The sequence below is a fragment of the Ornithinimicrobium carbonis genome, from assembly GCF_977012275.1.
Genome location: NZ_OZ348993.1, coordinates 437,447 through 459,468, shown reverse-complemented (window position 1 = coordinate 459,468; position 22,022 = coordinate 437,447). Strand labels below are relative to the sequence as shown.

Below are 22,022 nucleotides of genomic sequence, written 5' to 3'. Positions count from 1 at the left end.
ACCGTCCCCCTCATGGAAGAAGTTCCGACGCATGGCTGACCAGATCCGCATCACCGCCGAGAAGCGCTCCGAGTTCGGCAAGGGCGCGGCGCGCCGCATCCGTCGGGCCGACAAGGTGCCCGCCGTCCTCTACGGGCACGGCACCGACCCGGTCCACCTGACGCTGCCGGGCCACGACACGATGATGGCGCTCAAGTACAGCAACGCCGTGCTCAGCCTCGACATCGAGGGCCAGACCCAGCTGGCCCTGGCCAAGGACGTGCAGCGCGACCCGGTCAAGCGCTTCATCGAGCACGTCGACCTCGTCATCGTCCGCAAGGGCGAGAAGGTCACCGTCGACGTGACCGTGCACGTCGAGGGCCAGGCCGCCCCCGAGACGATCGTCACCACCGACCACGGCGAGCTCACCGTCGAGACCGAGGCGACCCACATCCCCGAGTGGTTCGTCGTCTCGGTGGAGGGCCTGGAGGCCGGCACCCAGATCCACGCCGGCGAGGTCGAGCTGCCCGAGGGCGTCACCCTGGTGTCCGACCCCGAGGCGCTGGTGGTCAACATCTCGCAGGCCATGTCCGAGGAGGCCCTGGAGGCCGAGCTGGCCGAGGCGGAGTCCGAGGCCGGCATCGAGCAGGACGAGCCCGAGGACGAGGCCGCCGCCGACGGTGCCGAGGCCCCGGCCGAGGGCTCGGCGGACGCCGAGGACTCGGCCACCCAGGACTGACCCGGGCGGTCCAGCACCGCGACCATGGCCACGCGCCCGCCGACCGCGGGGCGTGGCCATGGCGCTGTCGGGGCCGCGCCCCAGGGTCGCGGCCGGTCCGCCCGGCCCGTCCCCGCCCCGTCGTCCGGCCCCCGCGCCGCCCCGCACCGTCACGCACGAGAGGAACGATGCCCCGATGGACGCACCCTGGTTGGTCGTCGGCCTGGGCAACCCCGGCCCGAGGTATGCCGCGAACCGCCACAACGTCGGTGCCCTGGTGGTGGACCGGCTCGCTGAGCAGGCGGGCGGGTCGCTGCGGGCCCACAAGGTGCCGGGCGCGGGCGTCGCCGAGGTCCGGCTCGGCACCCTTCCCGGTGGGCTGCCCGGCCCCCGGGTGGTGCTCGCCCGGCCCACCACCTACATGAACCTCTCGGGCGGGCCGGTGGCGGGCCTGCGCACCTTCTACAAGGTCCCCCTCGAGCAGGTCGTCGTGGTCCACGACGAGCTGGACCTCGACTTCGGGGTGGTCCGGCTCAAGCGCGGTGGCGGCGAGGGTGGGCACAACGGGCTGCGCTCGGTGAGCGGCTCCCTGGGCAGCAGGGACTACCTGCGGGTGCGCCTGGGCATCGGCCGCCCGCCCGGGCGCCAGGACCCGGCCGACTACGTCCTGTCCGACTTCCCGGCCCGCGACCGCGAGGAGGTCCAGCTGCTCGTGGGGGACGGGGAGGACGCGGTGCACGACCTGGTCCACCTGGGGCTGGAGGCGGCCCAGCAGCGCCACCACGCCCGCTGAGGCGTCGAGCCCCGCCCCAGAACGGTGAGGGACCCCGCGGGCCGACGGCCTGCGGGGTCCCTCGGGTCCTGGTGGCCGGTCTCAGCCCTGCTGGTTCTTCAACGCCTGCAGCCGAGCCTCGATCTCGGCGTCGGCACCGTGGTCCTCCAGCTCGGCGAACTGGTCCTCCAGCCGGGTGGACTGCGCCTCGGCCCGTCCCTGGACCAGCGCCTCCTCGCGGCGGATGCTGTCCTCCCAGCGGGCGAGGTCGCTGGAGGGGTCCAGCACGTCGATGGAGGACATCGCGTCCTGCACCTTGCCCTGCGCCTCCACGCTGCGGGCCCGCGCGACGAGCGTGCTGCGCCGTCCCTTGAGGTCCTCCAGCTTGGTCTTCATCGTCCGCAGGCCCTCCTTGAGCTGCTCGACGGTGGAGTTCTGCTGGGCGATGGTCGGCTCGGCGCTCTTGACGTCGTTCTCGTGCTGGATCTGCCGGCCGAGGGCGACCCGTGCCAGGTTGTCGAACTTGAACGCCCCGTCGGGGTCTCCCGACGAGCGCATCTGCTCGGCCTTGGCCGCGGCCGCGGCCGCCTTGCGGCCCCACTCGGCGGCCGCCTCACGGTCGGTCTGCAGGTCGGACTCGGCCATCCGGACGTTGGCGATGGTCTGGGCGACCGCCTCCTCGGCCTCGGCGATGCTGTTGGTGTAGTCGCGGATGAGCTGGTCCAGCATCTTCTCCGGGTCCTCGGCCCGGTCCAGGAGGGAGTTGATGTTGGCCCGGGCCATCTGGCTGATCCGTCCCAGGATGGTCTGCTTCTGCGTCATGCTCGACTTCCTTTCCTCTCCGCCGTGCAGGCGGTCGTGGTGACTGGTCGTGCTGTGCTGGTCATCTGTGTGGATCGGTGCGGTCGTGGTGTGCTGGTCGGTGGGCGTCGGTCCTCGTCGTGGCGGCGGCGGTGGGCGCGTCCGCCGCGGCCCGGGGGGCGGGGGCAGGTCAGGGAGGATCAGAAGCGGCCGCCGCTGAAGGTGCCTCCTCCGCCGAACCCGCCCCCGCCGAAGCTGCCGCCGCCGAAGCCGCCGCCCCCGCCGGAGAAGCCGCCGCCGCCCCAGCCGCCGCTGTGCCGGTGGCCGCCGCCCCCGCCGAGCAGGATGCCGCCGAGGATGACGGACAACGGGTCGATCCCGCCCCGGCGCGTGCCCGGGCCCCCGACGCCGCCCGAGCCGCCCCAGCTGTCGAGGTCGTTGCGGGCCTCGGTGAGGGCCTGCTCGCCCAGCTGCTCGGCCCGGGTGAGCAGCCCCATGGCGGTGGCCGGGTCGTTCCCGGCGACCCGCTGGGCCTCGTCGAAGACCCGCAGGGCCTCCGAGATGCGGGTGCGTGCGCCGCTGTTGACGGCCCCGCGCCGGGTGGAGATGGTCTCGTCGATGCTGCGCAGCCGGGCGCCGACGCGGGCGACCCGTTGGGTGAAGTTCTCCCGCATCCGGCTGGTGTGGGCCTCGGCGTCCCGCAGCGGGGCAAGGAGGGTGTCCAGGTCGTTCTCGGCGGCGTCCAGCTCGGCCAGGGCACGCAGCGGGTCACCGGACGTGCGGGCCTCCTGGCCCTTCTCCACGGCGGACCTGGCGCGCTGGGCGGCCTGGGCGACCATGGGGTCGCGCGGAGCCAGACGGGCGACGTCCTGCAGGTCGGCGGTGATGGAGGCGATCCGGCGGGAGAGCTCCTCGCCCGAGCTGGCCAGCTCCGCGTCGGCCCGGGAGACCTGGTCCAGGAGCACCGACGCCTGACCGATGGACTCCTCGGCGGCCCGGGCCGCCGCGACGGCGGAGGCCCGGTCGTCCCGGTCCAGCGACTGGCGCCCCGAGCCGATGAAGCCGTCCGCGGACTCGAGCAGCCGACCGGCCTGCTGGCGGTGCTCCTGCACGGTGGACAGGGCCCGGGCGGGGTGGCGTGCGGCCAGGCCCCGGATCTCCTGGTCGGCGACCGGGAGGCGCCCGCGGGTCTCCTGCAGCCGTCCGGCCAGCTCCTCCAGGAACTGCGGGGCGCGGTCCTGCAGCGAGCGGAGGGTGGCGAACTCCTGGGTGTGCTCGTCCAGCGTCCGCCGGGCCGTCCCGGTCAGGTCGATGATCCGGGCCAGCATGCTGCGCTCGACGTCCTCGGGCTCCTTCTGGTCGTCGTCCAGCTGCTGCCGCAGGGAGAACGCCTCCTTCGCCGAGGCGCGGGCCTGGTCGAGGACGTCGCGGAACTGCTGGGTGCGCTGGGCGCCGAACTGCGCCTCGGCGAAGGCCAGCTCCTCCTCGGCCGAGCGCACGGCGTTGTCCGTGGAGACGAGGGCCTCGGCGGCCTGGCGCTGCAGGTCGGAGAGGGACACGCCCTGGGCCGTGGGCGGGACGGGCACGCCCTGCGCCGGGCGGCGCTTGCGCCGGCCCATCCGCGAGACCACGCCGGCGCCGGCCACGAGCAGCACGGGCGCGGCGAAGAACAACGTGCCGACACCGCTGCCCAGGCCTCCGGACGTGGGCTGGTGGACCGGCTCGTCGTCGGGCACGACCACACCGCCACCTCCGTCCGAGCCGCCCGTGGACTCCCGGGAGAAGCCGTCGACCGCTGCGCTCACGGCCCCGGCCCAGTCGTCCTGGGCGAGCCGCGGCTCGATGTCCTGCAGCTGCACGGCCTGCACGGTCTCCGGCGGCAGCGTCGCCCCCACGTCGCCCACGGCGTACTGCCGCTGGTCGACGGCGACGGCCAGGACGAGGTCGCCGGTGCCCATCCCGGACTCCGCCGAGGTCAGCTCGGCCCACGTGGGACCGTCCACCTCCTGTCCGCCGTCGGTGAACCGGTCGACGAAGACGACGAACAGCTGCAGGCCCGTGTCCTCGCGCAGCGCGGCGACCTCCTCGGCCGCCGCCTCCTCCTGCGCCGGCGAGAGCGCGTCCGCCGGGTCGTGCACGGGACCGGGCAGGTTCACCGGGTCCTCGGCACGTGCTGGTGCGGCTCCCAGCACCCCCAGGACGAGGACGAGGGCCGCGAGCACGGCATACCAACGGGTGCCCCACGAGGTGGGCACGAGACGGGTCATCACGTCGAAGATCCTCCCTGACCCCCGTTCCCGGCGTCCACCGCAGACGCCCCGGGGTCCGGCCCCAGCATGGCACGCGGCGCCGACGGGCCACCGGGCACACCGGGCGGTCCTCCCGACGACCTCACGGCCGGTCGCCCGGGACGGAGCAGGCCGGTCTGCCAAGGACGCCTAGACTGGACGACCGCCGGGTCGTCCTCCCGGCACCACCGCGCGCACCCGGCGAAGGACCCACCATGCACCTCTCACCCGTCGTCGACCTGCTGTGCGCCGACCCGGCGACCGGCCCGGTCCTGCAGGCCGCCCGTGAGGGCGTCCCGGCCGTCGACGTGTCCCTGGCGGCCGGCGCCCACCCCGCGCTGGTGGCGGCGCTGGCCCGCACGGACGAGACGCCGGTCCTGGCGGTGACGGCCACCGGGCGCGAGGCCGACGACCTGGTCACCGCCCTCGGTGAGCTCCTGCCGGACGGGACCACCTCGGTGGTCGGGTTCCCGAGCTGGGAGACGCTGCCCCACGAACGGCTCAGCCCCCGGTCGGACACCGTGGGGCGCCGGCTGGCCACCCTGCGGCGGCTGGCCCACCCCGACCCCGTCGACCCCCAGGCCGGTCCGGTCCGGGTCGTCGTCGCCTCCGTCCGGGCGCTCCTGCAACCGATCGTCAGGGGCCTGGGGGAGCTGACGCCCGTGCGCCTGCAGGCCGGGCAGGAGCGGCCGCTCGCCGAGGTGGTCGAGGCGCTCGCCGGCGCCGCCTACACCCGCACCGACATGGTCGAGCGGCGCGGCGAGTTCGCCGTCCGCGGCGGCATCCTGGACGTCTTCCCCCCCACCGAGGAGCACCCCGTCCGCGTGGAGTTCTGGGGCGACACCGTCGAGGAGGTCCGCTGGTTCAAGGTGGCCGACCAGCGCTCCCTGGAGATCGCCCAACACGGCCTCTACGCCCCCCCGTGCCGGGAGGTGCTCATCACCGACGCGGTCCGCGAGCGGGCGGCCTCGCTGGTGGGCAGCCTGCCCGGGGCCGCGGACCTGCTCGCCAAGGTGGCCGAGGGGATCGCCGCGGAGGGCATGGAGTCCCTCGCCCCCGTCCTGGTCGACGGGATGGAGACCCTCGTCGACGTGCTGCCCACCGGGGCCCGCGTCGTGGTGCTCGGCCCCGAACGGGTGCGCACGCGTGCCCACGACCTCGTGGCCACGAGCGAGGAGTTCCTGCAGGCCAGCTGGGCCGCGGCGGCCACCGCCGACGGCGCGGCGCCGATCGACCTGCAGCAGGCGCTCGGCACGGCCTCCTCGTGGTCGCTCGCCGACATGCGGGGCCACACCCTGTCCACCGGTCACCCCTGGTGGTCGCTGACCGCGTTCGTCGCCGACGCCGAGCTGGCCGAGCTGGCCGGCACCGAGGACGAGGACGTGCGCACGCTCGTGGTCCCCAGCACGCCCGTGGAGGCCTACCGGGGCGACCGGGAGGCGGTCGGCCGGGACCTGCGCTCCTGGCTCGAGCAGGGCCGGCGCGTCCTGCTGAGCCTCGACGGTGCCGGCATGGCGCGCCGCGTCGCCGAGGTGCTCGGGGAGCAGGACGTCCCCCACCGGCTGGTGCTGGAGCTGCCCCGCGACCACGAGGACGCCGTGGTGCCGGACGTGGTCACCGTCACCTGCGGCTGGGTCGGCCGCGGCTTCGCCCTCCCGGACAGCGGTGCCGTCGTGGTCGGGGAGGCCGACCTCACGGGTCAGGCCTCGACCGGGGGGTCCACGCGGGACATGCGCCGGATGCCCTCGAAGCGGCGACAGCAGGTCGACCCGCTGGCCCTGCGCACCGGGGACTTCGTGGTGCACGAGCAGCACGGTGTGGGGCGCTTCGTGGAGATGGCTCAGCGGACGGTCCAGGGGGCCACCCGCGAGTACGTCGTGCTGGAGTACGCCTCCTCCAAGCCCCGCGGGCACGGCCAGCCGGACCGTCTGTTCCTGCCGACCGACCAGCTGGACCAGCTGACGAAGTACGTCGGGGGGGAGGCCCCGTCGCTCAACCGGCTCGGCGGGTCGGACTGGCAGAAGACCAAGGCCCGCGCCCGCAAGCACGTCCGCCAGATCGCCTCGGAGCTGATCCGCCTCTACTCGGCCCGGCAGGCCACCGTCGGCCACGCCTTCGCCCCGGACACCCCGTGGCAGCGCGAGCTGGAGGACGCCTTCGCCTTCACCGAGACCCCCGACCAGCTCTCCTCGATCGAGGAGGTCAAGGCCGACATGGAGAAGTCGGTGCCGATGGACCGGCTCATCTGCGGGGACGTGGGCTACGGCAAGACCGAGATCGCGGTGCGCGCGGCGTTCAAGGCGATCCAGGACGGCAAGCAGGTGGCGGTGCTGGTACCCACCACGCTGCTGGTCCAGCAGCACTACGAGACCTTCGCCGAGCGGTACGCGCAGTTCCCGGTGACCGTCCGGGCCCTGTCCCGCTTCCAGTCGGACAAGGATGCCAAGGAGACCATCGCCGGGGTGGCCGAGGGGTCGGTGGACCTGGTCATCGGCACCCACCGGCTGCTCGGTTCCTCCGTGCGGTTCAAGGACCTGGGTCTGGTCGTGGTCGACGAGGAGCAGCGCTTCGGCGTCGAGCACAAGGAGCAGCTCAAGGCGCTGCGCACCGACGTCGACGTGCTGGCCATGTCGGCCACGCCGATCCCGCGCACCCTGGAGATGGCCGTCACCGGCATCCGCGAGATGTCGACGCTGGCCACCCCGCCCGAGGAGCGCCACCCGGTGCTCACCTTCGTCGGCGGCTACGACGAGAAGCAGATCGGCGCGGCGGTGCGGCGCGAGCTGCTGCGCGAGGGCCAGGTCTTCTACATCCACAACAAGGTCGGCTCCATCGAGAAGGCCGCGGCCCGGCTGCGCGACCTGGTGCCCGAGGCGCGGATCGAGACGGCCCACGGCCAGATGGGCGAGCACAAGCTGGAGAAGGTCGTCGTCGACTTCTGGGAGCGCCGCTTCGACGTGCTCGTCTGCACCACGATCGTGGAGACGGGGCTGGACATCTCCAACGCGAACACCCTCATCGTGGAGCGGGCCGACCTGCTCGGCCTGTCCCAGCTGCACCAGCTGCGGGGACGGGTCGGACGGGGTCGCGAACGCGCGTACGCCTACTTCCTCTACCCCCCGGAGAAGCCCCTCACCGAGACGGCCGTCGACCGGCTGCAGACGATCGCGGCCAACACCGACCTGGGTTCGGGCATCGCCGTGGCGATGAAGGACCTGGAGATCCGCGGCGCGGGCAACCTGCTCGGCGGTGAGCAGTCCGGCCACATCGAGGGGGTGGGCTTCGACCTGTACGTGCGGATGGTCGGGGAGGCCGTGGCCTCCTTCAAGGGGGAGGCCGACGAGTCCCCGGCCGAGGTCAAGATCGAGCTGCCCGTGGACGCCCACCTCCCGCACGACTACGTGCCGGGGGAGCGCCTGCGGCTGGAGGCCTACCGCAAGCTGGCCCAGGTCAAGGACGAGACCGAGCTCGCGGAGATCCGGGCCGAGCTCCTCGACCGCTACGGCGAACCGCCCGCCCCGGTGCAGACCCTGCTGGAGGTCGCCCGGCTGCGCACCGTCGCCCGGGCCGCGGGGGTCAGCGACGTCGGTGTCCAGGGCAAGATGGTCCGCCTGGCACCGGTCGAGTCCCTGCGCGAGAGCCAGCAGCTGCGGCTCAACCGCCTCTACCCCGGGACGATCATCAAGCCGGCGCTGCGCCAGATCCTCGTCCCCGCACCGACGACGGCCAGGGTCGGCGGCAAGCCACTGCGCGACCGGGAGGTCCTGGAGTGGGCCAGCCAGCTGATCCGGGCGGTCCTCCTGGACGACGTCGCCGCCGCGGCGCGCCAGGGCGGCTGAGCGCACGGCCACGGGTCGGCCCCCGCCGTGGCGCCCCCTCGGGGAGGGCCGCGGGGCCTGCGTCCCGGCGTCGGGGTCGTGCGATGATGGCGCGCGTGAAGCGTTCGCGTGTCCTCCCCGCCCTGGCCCTGACCGCTGCCCTCGCCCTGACCGGCTGCTCCGGCGTCGGTTCCGACCCGGGGGTCAGCGTCAACGGCCAGGAGTTCAGCGTGGCCGAGCTGCAGGAGGCCACCGCCCAGCTCAACGAGGCGGCCAGCCAGCCGAGCGGGCCCCAGCAGGTCGTCGCCGACCTGGCGCTGCTGCCCCTCCTGGAGGAGGTCTTCGCCGGGTCGCCGGCCGTCGTGTCCGAGAACCAGGTGCGCGAGGTCCTCTCGGCCAGCGGGGTCGCGGACCCCGGCCCCGCGACCCTGGCCGCCGCCACCTCGCGGCAGTACCAGCTGCGCCTGGGTGACCCGGCGATCATGCAGGACCCCGAGATGGCCGAGGTCGTCCAGCGGGCCCAGGAGGTCACCCAGGAGGACCTGGCGGCCGTCGACGTCGAGGTCAACCCCCGCTACGGCGCGTGGGACGTGGACAACGGCGGCGTCGTGCCCGAGGTGCCCGAGTGGATCCGGTTCGACACCGCCGGCTGACCCTGCTGCTGGCCAGCCCCCGGGTCGCCCCGGGGCTGCTCTCGGCGGACGCCTGGGGCGCCCTGCGCGCGGCCTCCCGCGTGGTGGCGGCCGATCCCGCGGACCCGCACCCGGCCGCGGTCGCCGCCTCCGGCATCGACGTCGTGCCCGTCGGCCCCGCCCCCGGGGCCACCGGCACCCCCGCGGAGCTCGCCCGGCGGCTCCTCGACCTCGTCGACGAGCACGGGTCCGTGCTGTGGATCGGCTCCGCCGACGGTGACCCCGGCCTGCCGGAGGCGCTCGCGGTGAGCCTGCCCGAGGACGACCCCCCCGCCCTGGAGCTGCTCGTCGGCTCCTGGGACGTCCCGGGGTCGCGCCTGCTCGACGCGGTGGCCGTGATGGACCGGCTGCGCTCCCCGGGCGGGTGCCCGTGGGACGCCCGCCAGACCCACGCGAGCCTCACGCCATACCTCGTGGAGGAGACCTTCGAGGCCGTCGAGGCCCTGGACCGGCTGGACGAGGAGGGGGCCGACCGGGGGCACGCGCAGGAGGAGCTCGGCGACGTCCTGCTGCAGGTGCTCTTCCACGCCCGCGTCGCGGCCGAGCACGCGCAGGAGCCGTTCGACGTCGACGACGTGGCCGCGGGGCTGGTGGAGAAGCTGGTGCACCGCCACCCGCACGTCTTCGCCCCCGGTGCCGAGGAGGTGCTCGACGCCGAGCAGGTCGAGTCCCGGTGGGAGCAGCTCAAGGCGCGGGAGAAGGGGGAGCGCGAGCACGTGCTGGACGGGATCCCCACGGGTATGCCGGAGCTTGCCCGGGCGGCCAAGGTCGCCTCCCGCCTGCGGCGGGCGGGGCAGGCCCCCTGGCTGCGCGCCTGGACCGCCGCCCGGCTGGAGCAGCGTGACCCGGGGGCCCTGCTCCTGGACGTCGTGCTGGGCCTGCACGACGTCGACGTCGACGCGGCCGCCGCGCTGCGTCGCACCCTCACCGACCTGGGAGCCGAGACGCCCGCCCGGCCCGACCGGGGATAGGCTCTCAGGCGGGACCACCGCCCGGCCGCCCGACCACGTCGGCGGTGGCCCCCACGACCGCTGGTTCGACGAAGCAAGGAGAGCTCCATGGCCGTCATCGACGCCATCATCGCCCGCGAGATCCTCGACTCCCGCGGCAACCCGACCGTCGAGGTCGAGGTCGGCCTGGACGACGGGACGGTCGCCCGCGCCGCCGTTCCCTCCGGCGCCTCGACCGGGGCCTTCGAGGCCGTCGAGCGCCGGGACGGTGACGACAGCCGCTACCTGGGCAAGGGCGTCGAGGGTGCGGTGCAGGCCGTCATGGACGACCTGGAGCCGCGGCTGCTGGGCTTCGACGCCTCCGAGCAGCGTCTCGTCGACGCGGAGATGATGGCCGCCGACGGCACGGACAACAAGGGCGAGATCGGTGCCAACGCCATCCTGGGCGTCTCCCTCGCCGTGGCCAAGGCCGCGGCCGACTCCGCCGGGCTGCCGCTGTTCCGCTACGTCGGCGGCCCCAACGCGCACGTGCTGCCGGTGCCGATGATGAACATCCTCAACGGCGGCTCGCACGCGGACTCCAACGTGGACATCCAGGAGTTCATGATCGCCCCGATCGGGGCGGGGTCCTTCCGGGAGGCGCTGCGCTGGGGCGCCGAGGTGTACCACGCGCTCAAGGCGGTCCTGAAGGAGCGCGGGCTGGCGACCGGGCTGGGTGACGAGGGTGGCTTCGCGCCGAACCTGGAGTCCAACCGCGCGGCCCTGGACCTCATCGTCGAGGCCGTCGGGAAGGCCGGCTACGAGATCGGTTCCGACATCGCCCTGGCCCTCGACGTGGCCGCCTCGGAGTTCCACGACGCAGGGTCCTACGCCTTCGAGGGGTCGAGCAGGACGGCGGCGGAGATGACCGAGTACTACGCCGAGCTCGTCGACGCCTACCCGCTGGTCTCCATCGAGGACCCGCTGGACGAGGACGACTGGGAGGGCTGGCAGCAGATCACCGAGCGGCTCGGCGACCGGGTCCAGCTCGTGGGTGACGACCTGTTCGTGACCAACCCCACCCGGCTGCAGCGCGGGATCGACGAGAAGGCCGCCAACGCCCTCCTGGTCAAGGTCAACCAGATCGGTTCGCTCACCGAGACGCTCGACGCGGTCGCGCTGGCGCACGCCAACGGCTTCCGGTGCATGATGAGCCACCGTTCCGGTGAGACCGAGGACGTGACGATCGCCGACCTGGCCGTGGCCACCAACTGCGGACAGATCAAGACGGGCGCGCCGGCCCGGTCCGAGCGGGTCGCCAAGTACAACCAGCTGCTGCGCATCGAGGAGGAGCTCGACGAGGCCGCCATCTACGCCGGCGCGGGCGCCTTCCCCCGGTTCCGGCCCCAGGGCTGACCAGCACCGGCCCCCGCCACGTCGTCGTCGGGGCCGCCAGGGGCCCGACCAGGCAGGCCCGACGTCGTCCCGGCGTCGGGCCGCCGGGGGTCGGGGCCCCTCGGCGCGCCCGGGGCGCACCGGACGCCCGGCCTGCCCCCGATCGGGACGTGCACGGCATACGCTGGACGACGACGAACCACCACGACGAGGAGAACCTCCGCCATGAGCAGCGCGCGCGGTCCGCGGGACCGGCGCTCACCGGCCCCCCGCCCCGGGCGGGCCCCGGCGCCGCGGCGCCCCGGCCACCGCCCGGGGGCACGGGCCGTCGCCGGGGCCGGGACCTCGGCGGCGACCTCCTACCGCCACGCCCCCGCCCACGTCCGTCGCCTGCTGACCCTCGTCGTGCTGGTCGTGCTGATGGGTCTCGTCGTCGCCCCCGTCCTGTCCGGATACCTGCGGCAGCGGGCCGAGATCACCGCTGCGCAGCAGCAGCTGGACGCCGAGCGGCAGGAGATCGCCGCCCTCGAGCAGGAGCTGGCCCTCTGGGAGGACGAGGACCACGTGGAGCAGCAGGCCCGTCAGCGGCTGCGCTTCGTCAAGGAGGGCGAGACCGCCTTCACCGTCGTCGACGACACCGGCACCGACTACACCGAGGCCCTGCCCGGCATGGCACCGGTCAGCGACGAGGTCCTCGCCGACAGCCCCTGGTACGGCCAGGTGTGGGAGTCGGTGCGGACCGCCAACGAGGGCCTTCCGGAGACCAAGGAGCCATGAGCAACCCCGACCGTACGACCGTCGACGAGACCCCCACGGAGGAGGACCTGCGCGTCATCGAGCGTCAGCTCGGACGTCCGCCCCGAGGGGTGGTCTCGATCGCCCACCGGTGCCCCTGCGGCTGTCCCACGGTCATCCGCACCGAGCCGCGCCTGCCCGACGGCACGCCCTTCCCCACCAGCTTCTACGCCACCTGCCCCTGCCTGACGGGCGCGATCTCCACGCTGGAGAGCAGCGGCCTCATGCGGGAGATGTCGCAGCGTCTGCAGGAGGACGAGTCGCTGCGCTGGGCCTACGCCCAGGCGCACGACGACTACCTGCGCCGTCGCGAGGACCTGGCCGACGTCCCGGAGATCGCCGGGATCAGCGCCGGCGGCATGCCCAACCGGGTCAAGTGCCTGCACGTCCTGGTGGCGCACGCGCTGGCCGCCGGCCCGGGGGTCAACCCCTTCGGGGACGAGGCCATCGAGGCTCTGCCCGAGTGGTGGCTCGACGGCTGCTGCGGCGCCCTGACCGGCGATGAGGAGAGCGACGAGAAGCGGGCCGGGGTGGAGGACACGTGCCGGCGTCACCACCCGCTCGACCACGCCGACGGCGAGCACGAGGGTGAGCACGCCGACGGGCACGGTGGCCGGCGAGCGCCTCGGTCGGACGAGGCCCGCAGGGACCGGCCGGAGGAGGCGGACGGGGCGGACGGGACCGAGCCGTCGGTCCCGCACCTGCCGGCCGAGGAGGACCTGCGGTGAGACGGGTCGGTGCCGTCGACTGCGGCACCAACTCGATCAGGCTCCTGGTGGCGGACCTGCACGACCGGGACGACGGGACGTCCGGGTTGCACGAGATCACCCGCCAGCTGCAGGTCGTGCGCCTCGGGGAGGGCCTGGACGCGACCGGGCGGATCTCCGCAGGGGCCATGGGGCGCACCCTGGCGGCGGCCGAGGGGTATGCCGCCCTCTGCCGGGACGCCGGGTGCGAGAGCGTGCGCTTCGTGGCCACGTCCGCCTCCCGGGACGCCGAGAACGCGACCGAGTTCGTCGACGGCGTCCGGGAGGCGTTCGGCGACCTGCGGGTGGTGCCGGAGGTGGTCAGCGGGCAGGAGGAGGCGGCCCTCTCCTTCGCCGGGGCGACCGGGGACCTGCGCACCCGGGGGGTGGAGGGGCCCTACCTCGTCGTCGACGTCGGAGGGGGCTCGACCGAGCTGGTCCGGGGCACGACCACCGTCGAGGCCGCCCGCTCGGTGGACGTCGGCTGCGTGCGGATGACCGAGCGGCACCTGCACGACGACCCGCCGACGGAGGACCAGGTCTGGGCGGCCCTGTCCGACATCGTCCGGGCCGTCCAGGACGCGGCGCAGGACGTCGAGCTCGAAGGGGTCGCCACGCTGGTCGGGCTGGCGGGCTCGGTGACGACCGTGACCGCCCACGCCCTGGACCTGCCCGGCTACCAGCACGACCGGATCCACGGGGCCGAGCTGCCGGTGGAGAAGGTCGTCGACGCCTGCACGGACCTGCTCCTGATGTCGCGGGAGCGTCGACGGGCCCTGCCGTACATGCACGAGGGCCGCGTCGACGTCATCGGTGCGGGGGCGCTCGTCTGGAGGACCGTGGTGCAGCGGGTCGCGCACGACGCCGGCCTGGCCACCGTGCGAGCCTCCGAGACCGACATCCTCGACGGCATCGCGCTGTCCCAGGCCTGAGCCGCCCCGTGGCCCCGCGCTCCGGCCCCCGCCCGCACCCCGTCACCGGGCAGCCGTTCGACTCGCCCGTCCCGCCGGGCACGGGCTGGCCCGAGGACCCGTCCACGTCGGCGACCCGGTCCGCCCGCACGGTGGCCGGCGTCCGCCGGGCTGCCGCGGGCGCGCGCGACGTGGCCGAGCTGGACGCCCGGGTCTCGGTCTGCCGTGCCTGCCCCCGGCTGGTGGACTGGCGCGAGGAGGTGGCCACCACCGGCCGCCGGGCCTCGTTCGCCGACCAGCCCTACTGGGGACGTCCCGCCCCGGGTCTCGGCCCCGCCGGTGCCCCGGTGCTCGTCGTGGGGCTGGCACCGGCGGCCCACGGGGCCAACCGGACCGGCCGGATGTTCACCGGGGACCGCTCCGGGGACTGGATCTTCGCCGCCCTGCACCGCGCGGGGTTCGCCTCGCAGCCCTCCAGCCTGCACGCCGGGGACGGGCTGCGGCTCACCGACCTGCGGATGGTGGCGGCGGTGCACTGCGCTCCGCCGGGGAACGCCCCGACCCCGCAGGAGAGGGCGACCTGCGCGGCCTGGCTCGAGCGCGAGCTGCAGCTGGCCGGGCCGACCGTGCGCGCCGTGATGGCGCTGGGAGCCATCGGCTGGGACGCCTTCCTGCGGTCGGCCCGCGACACGGGGTGGCAGGTGCCGCGCCCCCGGCCGCGGTTCGGGCACGGGGCCGAGGCGCTGCTGCACACGCCGCAGGGACGGGAGGTCCGCCTGTTCGGGAGCTACCACGTCAGCCAGCAGAACACCTTCACCGGAACGCTGACGGAGGAGATGCTGGACGCGGTCCTGACCCGGGTCCGCCACGCGGCGGGGCTATCCTGACGGCGCCCCCGTAGCCCAACCGGCAGAGGCAGCCCACTTAAAATGGGCACAGTGCGGGTTCGAGTCCCGTCGGGGGTACCACCACCGCCCGCCCACACCACCGCCCAGGCCGCCCAGGCCTCGACGCACCGCCGAGGCCCTCTCCCACCGTCCTCCCAGATTGGGCAGACCGGAGGCTCGTTGGTACGGTCTTCCAAAGATCTTTGGAGGATGAGATGGATGAGAAGAAGCACGACCTGTTCGACCGCCTGGCCGTCGTGGGCAAGGCGTTCGGCAACGCCAAGCGGCTCGAGCTGGTCGACCTGCTCTCGCAGGGGGAGCGCACCGTGGAGGCCCTGGCCCGGGAGGCCGGCCTGGGGATGAGCACCGCCTCGGCGCACCTCCAGGTGCTCAAGCTCTCCAGCCTCGTGCGCACCCGTCGCGACGGGCCCCGCGTCCACTACAGCCTGGCCGGCGACGACGTGCTCGACCTCTACGCCTCGCTGCGGGCGGTGGCCCAGGAACACTCGGCCGACGTCGACCGGGCCCTGTCCGCCTACCTGGGCGACGACGTGCAGGGTGACGTCGACGAGGTGGACCGGGACGAGCTGCTGCGGCGGCTCGCGGCCGACCAGGTGGTCCTGCTCGACGTGCGGCCGGCGGAGGAGTTCCGCGCCGGTCACATCGAGGGAGCCCGATCGGTCCCGTTCGACCAGGTCGAGGCCATCCTGGCGGACGTGGGACCGGACCGGGAGATCGTGGCCTACTGCCGTGGCGCCTGGTGCGTCATGGCCTCCGACGCGGTCCGGCTCGTGCGGGCCTCCGGCCGGTCGGCCCGGCGGCTCGAGGGCGGGATGCTGGAGTGGCGGCAGGCCGGGCTGCCTGTCGAGGCGGGAGTCTGAGGTGGGGACGCTCACCGCCCTCGGCACCCTGCGCGGGTGGAGCGCCCGCCGCTGGTCCGTGGCGGTGGCCACGGCTGTGGCCACCGCCGTCTTCATCGGCGTCCCGACCGACCTCGTCCCCAACCCGGTCTTCGGCCGAGACGTCCCGGTCACCTGGTGGGCCTGGCCGTCGCTGGTCGTCTCCTCCGTCCTGGCCGGCCTGCTCACCGCCACCTACGTCCGGTCCCCGGTCGCCCCCGACGCGCCGGAGGCCGAGCGCTCCCGGCGCCGCGGCCTGGCCGGCGGCCTGCTCACCTTCTTCGCCGTCGGCTGTCCGGTGTGCAACAAGCTCGTCCTGCTGGCCCTCGGCTACGCCGGGGCGATGACCTGGTTCCAGCCCGTCCAGCCCGTCCTGCAGGTGCTCGCCGTGGCACTGCTGGCCCTGGCCCTCGTGCAGCGTCTGCGCGGAGAGCTCGCCTGCGCCGTTCCCACCACCTCGGAGAGGACCCTTCGTGCCTGAGCGCACCACCACCTCCGGCCCGACCACCACCTCGCGCCGTCCCACGACGTCAGGACCCACGTCGTCTCGACCGGCGCCACCCTCCCGCGTGCGGCGGCTGCTGGTGCCCGTGCTGGTCCTGGTCGCCCTCCTGGGGGTGACCGCCTTCCTGCTCCTCGGTGGACAGGACGGTGGCGGGGACCGGGAGGGCAGCGGGTCCGAGCCGACGGCCGGGGCGGGCCCCGACGACCAGGCCGGTGCCGTCGACATGCCCGCCGCGGACGCCTCCGAGGAGGAGATCGTCTCGGCCCTGGACGGGCTCGCCCGCAGGGAGGAGGGCGACCCGACGGCACTGGGCGAGGTCGACGCCCCGGTCGTGATGATCGCCTACTCGGAGTTCCAGTGCCCGTTCTGCGGCCGCTTCGCCCGCGAGACCGAACCGGTGCTCGTCGAGGAGTTCGTCGAGGACGGCTCCCTGAGGATCGAGTGGCGCGACTTCCCCTACCTGGGCGAGGAGTCCCGCACGGCTGCGCTCGCCGGGCGGGCGGCCGCCGCGCAGGACGCCTTCTGGGCGTTCGAGGAGGCCATGTTCGAGAACCAGCAGCCGCCCAACAGCGGCCGGGTCACCCCCGACTTCCTGGCCGACGTGGCCGAGGGCGTCGGGCTGGACCGGCAGCAGTTCCTCGCCGACCTGGAGTCGGAGGAGGTGGCCGCCGCGGTCGACCGCGACTTCCAGGAGGGTCAGTCCATCGGCGTGACCGGGACCCCGGCCTTCCTCATCAACGGCCGTCCCGTCATGGGGGCCCAGCCGACCGACGTCTTCGTCCAGGTCGTCGAGGAGGCCCTCGCGGAGGCGGAGGCCGGGCGGTGATGGAAGTCGGGCTGCTCGCGGCTGTCGTCGCGGGGGTGCTCAGCCTGCTCTCCCCGTGCAGCGCCCTGCTGCTGCCGTCCTTCTTCGCCTACGCCTTCGCCTCGCCGGCCGCCCAGCTCGTGCGCACGACCGCCTTCTACCTCGGCCTGCTCGTCACGCTGGTGCCGCTGGGGGTGGGGGCCGCCGCGGCGTCCCGCCTCTTCTACGGCCACCGCGAGCTGCTGGTGACCACGGCCGGCTGGCTCGTGGTGGCGATGGGGGTCCTGATGATCCTGGGCCGCGGGCTGAGCATCCCCTTCGCGGGACGCCTGCAGAACCTCGCGGCCCGACGGACCAGCCCCGGGGCGGGCCTGTTCTCGACGGTGCTGCTCGGCGCGGTCTACGGACTGGCCGGGTTCTGCTCCGGCCCGGTGCTGGGGGCGATCCTCACGATGGCCGCGACCCGGGAGACGCCCGTCGCCGGCGGCGTGCTGCTCGCCGCCTACGCCTTCGGGATGGCGCTGCCCCTCTTCCTGCTGGCCCTGGCCTGGGACCGGTTCGACCTCGGTGGGCGGCGGTGGCTGCGCGGCCGGATGCTCACCGTGGGCCCGCTGACGGTGCACTCGACCACCCTGGTCTCCGGCCTGCTGCTCGTCGTCATCGGGCTGCTCTTCCTGCGCTTCGACGGCACCGCCGGGATCACCGGGGTGCTCGGCATGGGGGACACCATCGAGCTGGAGTTCACCCTCCAGGAGCGCATCACCGGCGCGCTCGCGGCGGTCCCGGCCTGGGTCTACACGGGCCTCGCAGCGGTCGTGGCCGCCCTCTGGCTGATCCGTCGGCTGCGTCAGTCCGACGCCGCGCCGGCCGCCGCGGACCCCGCAATGGACGGGTCCACCCCCGCGTCGACGCCGTCCGGACCGACGGTGGCGCCGTCGGGCACCGGGCGGGCACCCGGTGTCGGCGGCAGCACGGCGTCCTCAACGACCCGGACGTCCCGGCCGAAGGTCCAGTCCCCCTCGACCGTGAGCGAGGAGGCCCCCCGCAGGGAGGGCGCCCCGTGCGGGAAGCGCGACTCGAACGACGCGAGGGTGGTGTAGTGCTCGCCCAGCGTCACCAGGGGTAGCGGGTCCACCGTCGGGCGCAGCTCGGCCTGCTCCGTGAGCTCGAAGGCGTCCGAACGCAGCAGCAGCAGGTCGTCGGTGGTCTTCACCGGACGGAAACGGCTGCGTGGCACCTCGATCGCGGTGGCACCGTCGAAGACCTCGATCGCCGACCCCATCGCGGTCTCGATCTGGACGACCCGCGGCGAGCCGGTGTCCGTGGGATCCACGTGCTTCTCGTTGCGGATGATCGGCAGACCGAGGACCCCGCCCGTGCGCCCGAGCACCTCGTCGAGCTGGTCCAGGTCGAGCCACAGCGTGTTGGTGTTGAAGAAGCGGTGAAGGTCGACGTCCCCGAAGCTCCCCGCGTCCTCCGGGGCCGTCTGGGCCTTCTCCCGCAGGATGAGCCGGCCGTCCGCACGCCGCACCGCGAGGTGGCCGCCCTTGCGGTCGGCGGCCGTGCGACGGCACACCTCCATGGCCAGCGGGGCGCCGCTGCGCGCGAACCAGTCGGCGACGGCGGCCGAGGGAGCGGCTCCGACGTTGTCGGAGTTGCTGACCATCGCGTAGCGCAGGCCCGCCGACCGCAGCTGGTCGAGCATCCCGGACGACAGCAGGGCGGGGTACAGGTCGCCGTGGCCGGGAGGGCACCACTCCAGCCCGGGGTCGGCGGGCCAGGACACGGGGGAGAGGTCCTCCACGAGCAGCTTGGGCTCCTGGCTCTGCAGGAAGTCGGGGTCGATGCCCTCGACGGCCAGGTCCGGGTGGCGGCGCAGGACCTCGAGGCTGTCCGCCCGGGTGCGGAAGGAGTTCATCAGCACGAGCGGCAGACGGGCCTGCGAGCGCCGGCGTGCCTGGCGGACCTGCTCGATCGACAGCTCCAGGAAGGTGTGCCCCTCGCGGACCGGCACGAGGGACTTGGCGCGGTCCATGCCCATCGAGGTGCCGAGCCCCCCGTTGAGCTTGACGACCGCGGTGAGCCCGAGCGCCCGGGGGTCGGCGTCGGCCTGCAGGTCGGCCAGCCGGTCGAGCTCGCTGACCGGGTCGATGTCCTCCTCCGGGACGGTGCCGGTCCGTCCCTCGGCCAGGTCGGTCCAGGCGCGGCGGAAGACGGCGACGGCGACGTCGGCGACGCCGGCCTCCTGCATCGCGGTGACGGCGGCGTCCAGGGCTCGTGGTGTGCTCGGGTTCACGAGCCTCATGGTGGCAGAGAGGGGTCGCGCCGGCCTCAGGAACCCGTCGTCCACAGGAGGGCACGGGCCACCACGGCGTGCTGACCCTGCGGATGTGCGCGGAACAGCGGGTCGGTCCCCATCAGCACCACCCGGGCACCGGCGTCGGTGCGACCCCGCACCACCACGGCCTGCCCGGCCGCGTCCTCCGGTCCGCCCGCTGCGCCGCCCGACCGCCAGTGGCCGGCGACGAGCGGGTCGGCCGCGTACCGCTGCTCCACCTGCACGCCGTCGCCCAGGTCGGTGAACCACCGGGGACCGTAGACGAAGGTGTGCTCGGGGGACCCGCCGGCCACGGGGCCATCCTCGTCCACCACGGCCACGACGCCGTTCGCGTCCCCCGGACCCGTCCGGACCTGCACGTCGAGCAGGTCGAGGGCGTCGTCGAGGTGGGCCGCGGCCGTTCCCCGGGCCACGAGCCCGCCCCCGTCGGCGAGGAAGGCGCGGACCTCGTCGCGGGCCTCTGGGTCGAGCTGGTCCACCGCCAGCCCGGTCGAGACGTACAGGGTGTCCAGGTCCGACAGGTCCAGGCCCTCGTTCAGGGCGGCCGTGTCGACGGGCCGCACGGTCAGCCCCATGTCCGTCAGGGCCCAGAGCTCCTCGGCCGTGGCCGCCACCCCCACGACGGGCGGGGTCGTCACCCGGGCCCCGGCGTCCTGCTCGGCCTCCCGCACCTGCGCCGGGGAGGCCGGGTCGAGGGCGACGCCGTGGTCGTCGGCGACCTGGTCCACCGCCCAGCCGGCCGAGACGGGGACGTGCACCCGGCCGTCCCGCAGGACGGTGACCCCGACACCGAGGGCGAGCAGGTCGCCCAGGGCCCGCACGTCGGCCGGGTCGGCGAGCGCAAGCACCCAACCGGTGCCCGAGGGGGTGACCTCCACCCCCGGGTCGACCGGGACGACCGGGTCGTCGGAGAGGTCCCACCGGTCGACCTGCCCCGACCCGGACGGCACGGTCGAGACGTCGGCGCCCCAGAGCAGTCCCAGGCTCCAGCCGGAGATGTCGTACATCGCCTCGACCCGGTCCGAGAGGTCCGAGCCCGGGCCGAGCAGCGCGTGCGCGACCCCCCGTCGCGGCTGGTGCAGGTCGACCACCCAGCTGCCTTCCGGATGGGTCGTGCCGTCGACCGTGACCGGCGACTCCGCCCGCTGCACCTGCACGCCGTGCTCGACCAGGTGGCGCACGAGCCGGGCGGCCGCAGGCGCCGACCGCTGCCCGTCCCCCGCCGGGACGACGTAGGCGCGCGGGTAGTCGGTCAGGGACACGTCCTCGGGGCCGACGACGCCGTGCAGGCCCTCGGCGACGGGCCGCTGCTCCTCGCCGGCCAGGCCCCGTCGGAAGATCTCCACCTGGTCCGCGAGCAGCTCCTCACGGTGCTCGCGCACGTAGTCCAGCGTCGCGGTCATCGCCGCGTGCGCGACCTCGACGTTGATCGAGGCGCGCCTGCGCAGCTCGGTCTCGGGCAGGTCGTAGCTGGCGTTGTTGACCCTCAGCGGCACCTCGACCGTGTGGGCGACCGCTCCGTGGAGCGCGGCGTACTGCGGGACGAAGATCGGCGGCCAGTCGTCCCAGCCCTCGTCCCAGTCGCGCAGCGGGACCTGGGGCGGTCGCACCCCGTCGTCCTCGTCGAGCCCCAGCTCCAGGACCGCCTCCTCTATGCCGAGCGCGTTGGGCCACGCGTGCTCCAGGAAGAGGTCGTACTCGTAGTTCTCCCCGTGGGGCGGTGTGGTCGGTTCGACGAGGGTGCCGTTGACGTAGCCGTGCACGTCCAGCACCATCGCCGGCTGGGTCTGGACCACCACGTCCCGCAGTGCCCTGGTCTCGGGCTGGGAGACCGTGAGCAGGTCGCGGTTGAGGTCGAAGCCGGCGGCGTTGTGCCGGGCGTTGGTGACGCGGCCGTCGGGGTTGGCCGAGACCATGAGGTGCAGGCGGGTGGTCTCCAGGGTCCGCAGCACGGCCGGGTCCTCGCTCGTGGCCCACTCCCGCACCAGCCGCAGGGCCGCGTCCGTGCCCTCCCACTCGTTCCCGTGGATGTTGGCGTTGACCAGCACGGGCACCTTGTAGTCGGCCAGCAGCTCGCGGTCCCGGGCCGCCCGGACGGGGTCCTCCAGGATGCGCTCGCGCATCCGTTCCTGCTCCCGCCCCTCCTCGGCGCTCTCCGACGCGGTGAGGGTGACCAGGACCAGGTCCCGACCGCCGACGCTGGAGCCGACCACCTGCGCCGAGACCCGGTCGGACGTGGCGATCAGGCCGTTCAGCTCGCGGGCCACGTCGTGGTGGGCGGTCAGGCCGAGGCGCAGGGAGGCGTCCTCGGGGTCCACCGGCGGTTCGGGGAGCAGGGACCCCAGGGGGTATGCCGTCGCGGGCGCGTGCGGGTGGGTCCCCACCGTGGGCAGCCCGGCCGGGCCCGTCGCCGCGGCCGGGACCGCGGGGCCGGTCGGGAGGGCGGGGAGCGCGGCGGGGGTGGCCGTGAGGACGGCGACGGCCAGGACGACCGCCAGGGGGCGCGGAGCGGACGGGCGGCGGAACTGCATACCGACCTCCTCCGTCGTGGTCCGGGGACCGCGAGGGGGCTCGCGGCTCGTCGCGGCGCCGCGTCACGGGAGCGGGCCGAACTCCCAGCCTAACGCCGGACGCCGCGTCAGGAACAGGTGCTGTGGACGGCGGCCGCCCGCCACGTGCCGCTGGAATGGTGGGGGCCGCCGCCGACGTTCTAAACTGGGACGAGACACGTCGGGGGACTTTCC

The 22,022-nt window shown here is 74.4% G+C and carries 17 protein-coding genes, 1 tRNA gene and 1 pseudogene; 15 read left to right on the top strand and 4 right to left on the bottom strand.

Annotation, left to right across the window (positions count from 1 at the left end; all coding sequences use genetic code 11):
- The first annotated feature begins 31 nt into the window (after positions 1 to 31).
- Positions 32 to 718, top strand: coding sequence for a 50S ribosomal protein L25/general stress protein Ctc (locus ACWHYA_RS02065; protein WP_425939351.1), 687 nt, complete (start codon positions 32 to 34; stop codon positions 716 to 718).
- A gap of 175 nt (positions 719 to 893) precedes the next feature.
- Complete coding sequence (gene pth, locus ACWHYA_RS02060; RefSeq protein WP_425939353.1) at positions 894 to 1,490, top strand: aminoacyl-tRNA hydrolase; 597 nt, start codon at positions 894 to 896, stop codon at positions 1,488 to 1,490.
- Between the two features lie 81 nt (positions 1,491 to 1,571).
- Here pth and ACWHYA_RS02055 read toward each other — a convergent pair whose 3' ends face one another.
- A complete protein-coding gene (locus tag ACWHYA_RS02055; protein ID WP_425939355.1) occupies positions 1,572 to 2,291 on the bottom strand; it encodes a PspA/IM30 family protein in 720 nt (239 codons plus the stop codon).
- A 179-nt stretch (positions 2,292 to 2,470) separates the two neighbouring features.
- Positions 2,471 to 4,537 (bottom strand): TPM domain-containing protein, encoded by a 2,067-nt coding sequence (locus ACWHYA_RS02050; protein WP_425940019.1) that lies wholly within the window; start codon positions 4,535 to 4,537, stop codon positions 2,471 to 2,473.
- 236 nt (positions 4,538 to 4,773) lie between these two features.
- Here ACWHYA_RS02050 and mfd point away from each other — a divergent pair, with 236 nt between their 5' ends.
- From mfd to ACWHYA_RS01985, 13 genes and pseudogenes are all read left to right on the top strand, one after another.
- Entirely contained in the window at positions 4,774 to 8,397 is a 3,624-nt protein-coding gene (mfd, locus tag ACWHYA_RS02045) for a transcription-repair coupling factor (protein WP_425939357.1), read from the top strand.
- 95 nt (positions 8,398 to 8,492) lie between these two features.
- Positions 8,493 to 9,029 carry a hypothetical protein gene (locus tag ACWHYA_RS02040; RefSeq protein WP_425939359.1) on the top strand — a complete coding sequence of 179 codons (537 nt, stop codon included), beginning with the start codon at positions 8,493 to 8,495 and terminating at the stop codon, positions 9,027 to 9,029.
- Positions 9,002 to 10,039, top strand: a complete 1,038-nt coding sequence (locus ACWHYA_RS02035; RefSeq protein ID WP_425939361.1) for a MazG family protein — start codon at positions 9,002 to 9,004, stop codon at positions 10,037 to 10,039. Before ACWHYA_RS02040 ends, ACWHYA_RS02035 begins: the two co-directional genes overlap by 28 nt.
- Before the next feature lie 87 nt (positions 10,040 to 10,126).
- A complete protein-coding gene (eno, locus tag ACWHYA_RS02030) occupies positions 10,127 to 11,413 on the top strand; it encodes a phosphopyruvate hydratase (RefSeq protein ID WP_425939362.1) in 1,287 nt (428 codons plus the stop codon).
- Positions 11,414 to 11,617: 204 nt separating this feature from the next.
- Complete coding sequence (locus ACWHYA_RS02025; protein WP_425939364.1) at positions 11,618 to 12,169, top strand: FtsB family cell division protein; 552 nt, start codon at positions 11,618 to 11,620, stop codon at positions 12,167 to 12,169.
- Positions 12,166 to 12,915: a DUF501 domain-containing protein gene (locus ACWHYA_RS02020; protein WP_425939366.1), complete on the top strand. Its 750-nt coding sequence runs from the start codon at positions 12,166 to 12,168 to the stop codon at positions 12,913 to 12,915. Before ACWHYA_RS02025 ends, ACWHYA_RS02020 begins: the two co-directional genes overlap by 4 nt.
- A complete protein-coding gene (locus tag ACWHYA_RS02015; RefSeq protein ID WP_425939368.1) occupies positions 12,912 to 13,865 on the top strand; it encodes a Ppx/GppA phosphatase family protein in 954 nt (317 codons plus the stop codon). Before ACWHYA_RS02020 ends, ACWHYA_RS02015 begins: the two co-directional genes overlap by 4 nt.
- An 8-nt stretch (positions 13,866 to 13,873) precedes the next feature.
- Positions 13,874 to 14,731 carry a uracil-DNA glycosylase gene (locus ACWHYA_RS02010; RefSeq protein WP_425939370.1) on the top strand — a complete coding sequence of 286 codons (858 nt, stop codon included), beginning with the start codon at positions 13,874 to 13,876 and terminating at the stop codon, positions 14,729 to 14,731.
- Positions 14,732 to 14,735: 4 nt separating this feature from the next.
- Positions 14,736 to 14,812: transfer RNA gene (locus tag ACWHYA_RS02005), tRNA-Leu, on the top strand.
- Between the two features lie 134 nt (positions 14,813 to 14,946).
- On the top strand, positions 14,947 to 15,612 hold the full coding sequence (locus tag ACWHYA_RS02000) for an ArsR/SmtB family transcription factor (protein ID WP_425939372.1): 666 nt from the start codon (positions 14,947 to 14,949) through the stop codon (positions 15,610 to 15,612).
- Position 15,613: 1 nt separating this feature from the next.
- On the top strand, positions 15,614 to 16,111 hold the full coding sequence (locus tag ACWHYA_RS01995) for a hypothetical protein (RefSeq protein WP_425939374.1): 498 nt from the start codon (positions 15,614 to 15,616) through the stop codon (positions 16,109 to 16,111).
- Positions 16,104 to 16,961 (top strand): DsbA family protein, encoded by an 858-nt coding sequence (locus ACWHYA_RS01990; RefSeq protein WP_425939376.1) that lies wholly within the window; start codon positions 16,104 to 16,106, stop codon positions 16,959 to 16,961. Before ACWHYA_RS01995 ends, ACWHYA_RS01990 begins: the two co-directional genes overlap by 8 nt.
- A pseudogene (locus ACWHYA_RS01985) lies at positions 16,961 to 17,485 on the top strand (cytochrome c biogenesis CcdA family protein); the annotation flags it as partial. The gene ACWHYA_RS01990 and the pseudogene ACWHYA_RS01985, both read left to right, overlap by 1 nt.
- A 302-nt stretch (positions 17,486 to 17,787) precedes the next feature.
- On the opposite strand, the gene ACWHYA_RS01980 reads toward ACWHYA_RS01985, so the two are convergent.
- Positions 17,788 to 19,236: a UTP--glucose-1-phosphate uridylyltransferase gene (locus ACWHYA_RS01980; RefSeq protein ID WP_448095500.1), complete on the bottom strand. Its 1,449-nt coding sequence runs from the start codon at positions 19,234 to 19,236 to the stop codon at positions 17,788 to 17,790.
- 35 nt (positions 19,237 to 19,271) lie between these two features.
- Positions 19,272 to 21,809: a M14 family zinc carboxypeptidase gene (locus ACWHYA_RS01975; protein WP_425939379.1), complete on the bottom strand. Its 2,538-nt coding sequence runs from the start codon at positions 21,807 to 21,809 to the stop codon at positions 19,272 to 19,274.
- Between the last annotated feature and the right edge of the window lie 213 nt (positions 21,810 to 22,022).

Bases quoted from the DNA above. Each gene is read 5' to 3' on its own strand.
- ACWHYA_RS02065 (WP_425939351.1), top strand. From the start codon at position 32: ATGGCTGACCAGATCCGCATCACCGCCGAGAAGCGCTCCGAGTTCGGC.
- pth (WP_425939353.1), top strand. From the start codon at position 894: ATGGACGCACCCTGGTTGGTCGTCGGCCTGGGCAACCCCGGCCCGAGG.
- ACWHYA_RS02055 (WP_425939355.1), bottom strand. From the start codon at position 2,291: ATGACGCAGAAGCAGACCATCCTGGGACGGATCAGCCAGATGGCCCGG.
- ACWHYA_RS02050 (WP_425940019.1), bottom strand. From the start codon at position 4,537: ATGACCCGTCTCGTGCCCACCTCGTGGGGCACCCGTTGGTATGCCGTG.
- mfd (WP_425939357.1), top strand. From the start codon at position 4,774: ATGCACCTCTCACCCGTCGTCGACCTGCTGTGCGCCGACCCGGCGACC.
- eno (WP_425939362.1), top strand. From the start codon at position 10,127: ATGGCCGTCATCGACGCCATCATCGCCCGCGAGATCCTCGACTCCCGC.
- ACWHYA_RS02025 (WP_425939364.1), top strand. From the start codon at position 11,618: ATGAGCAGCGCGCGCGGTCCGCGGGACCGGCGCTCACCGGCCCCCCGC.
- ACWHYA_RS02020 (WP_425939366.1), top strand. From the start codon at position 12,166: ATGAGCAACCCCGACCGTACGACCGTCGACGAGACCCCCACGGAGGAG.
- ACWHYA_RS02000 (WP_425939372.1), top strand. From the start codon at position 14,947: ATGGATGAGAAGAAGCACGACCTGTTCGACCGCCTGGCCGTCGTGGGC.
- ACWHYA_RS01975 (WP_425939379.1), bottom strand. From the start codon at position 21,809: ATGCAGTTCCGCCGCCCGTCCGCTCCGCGCCCCCTGGCGGTCGTCCTG.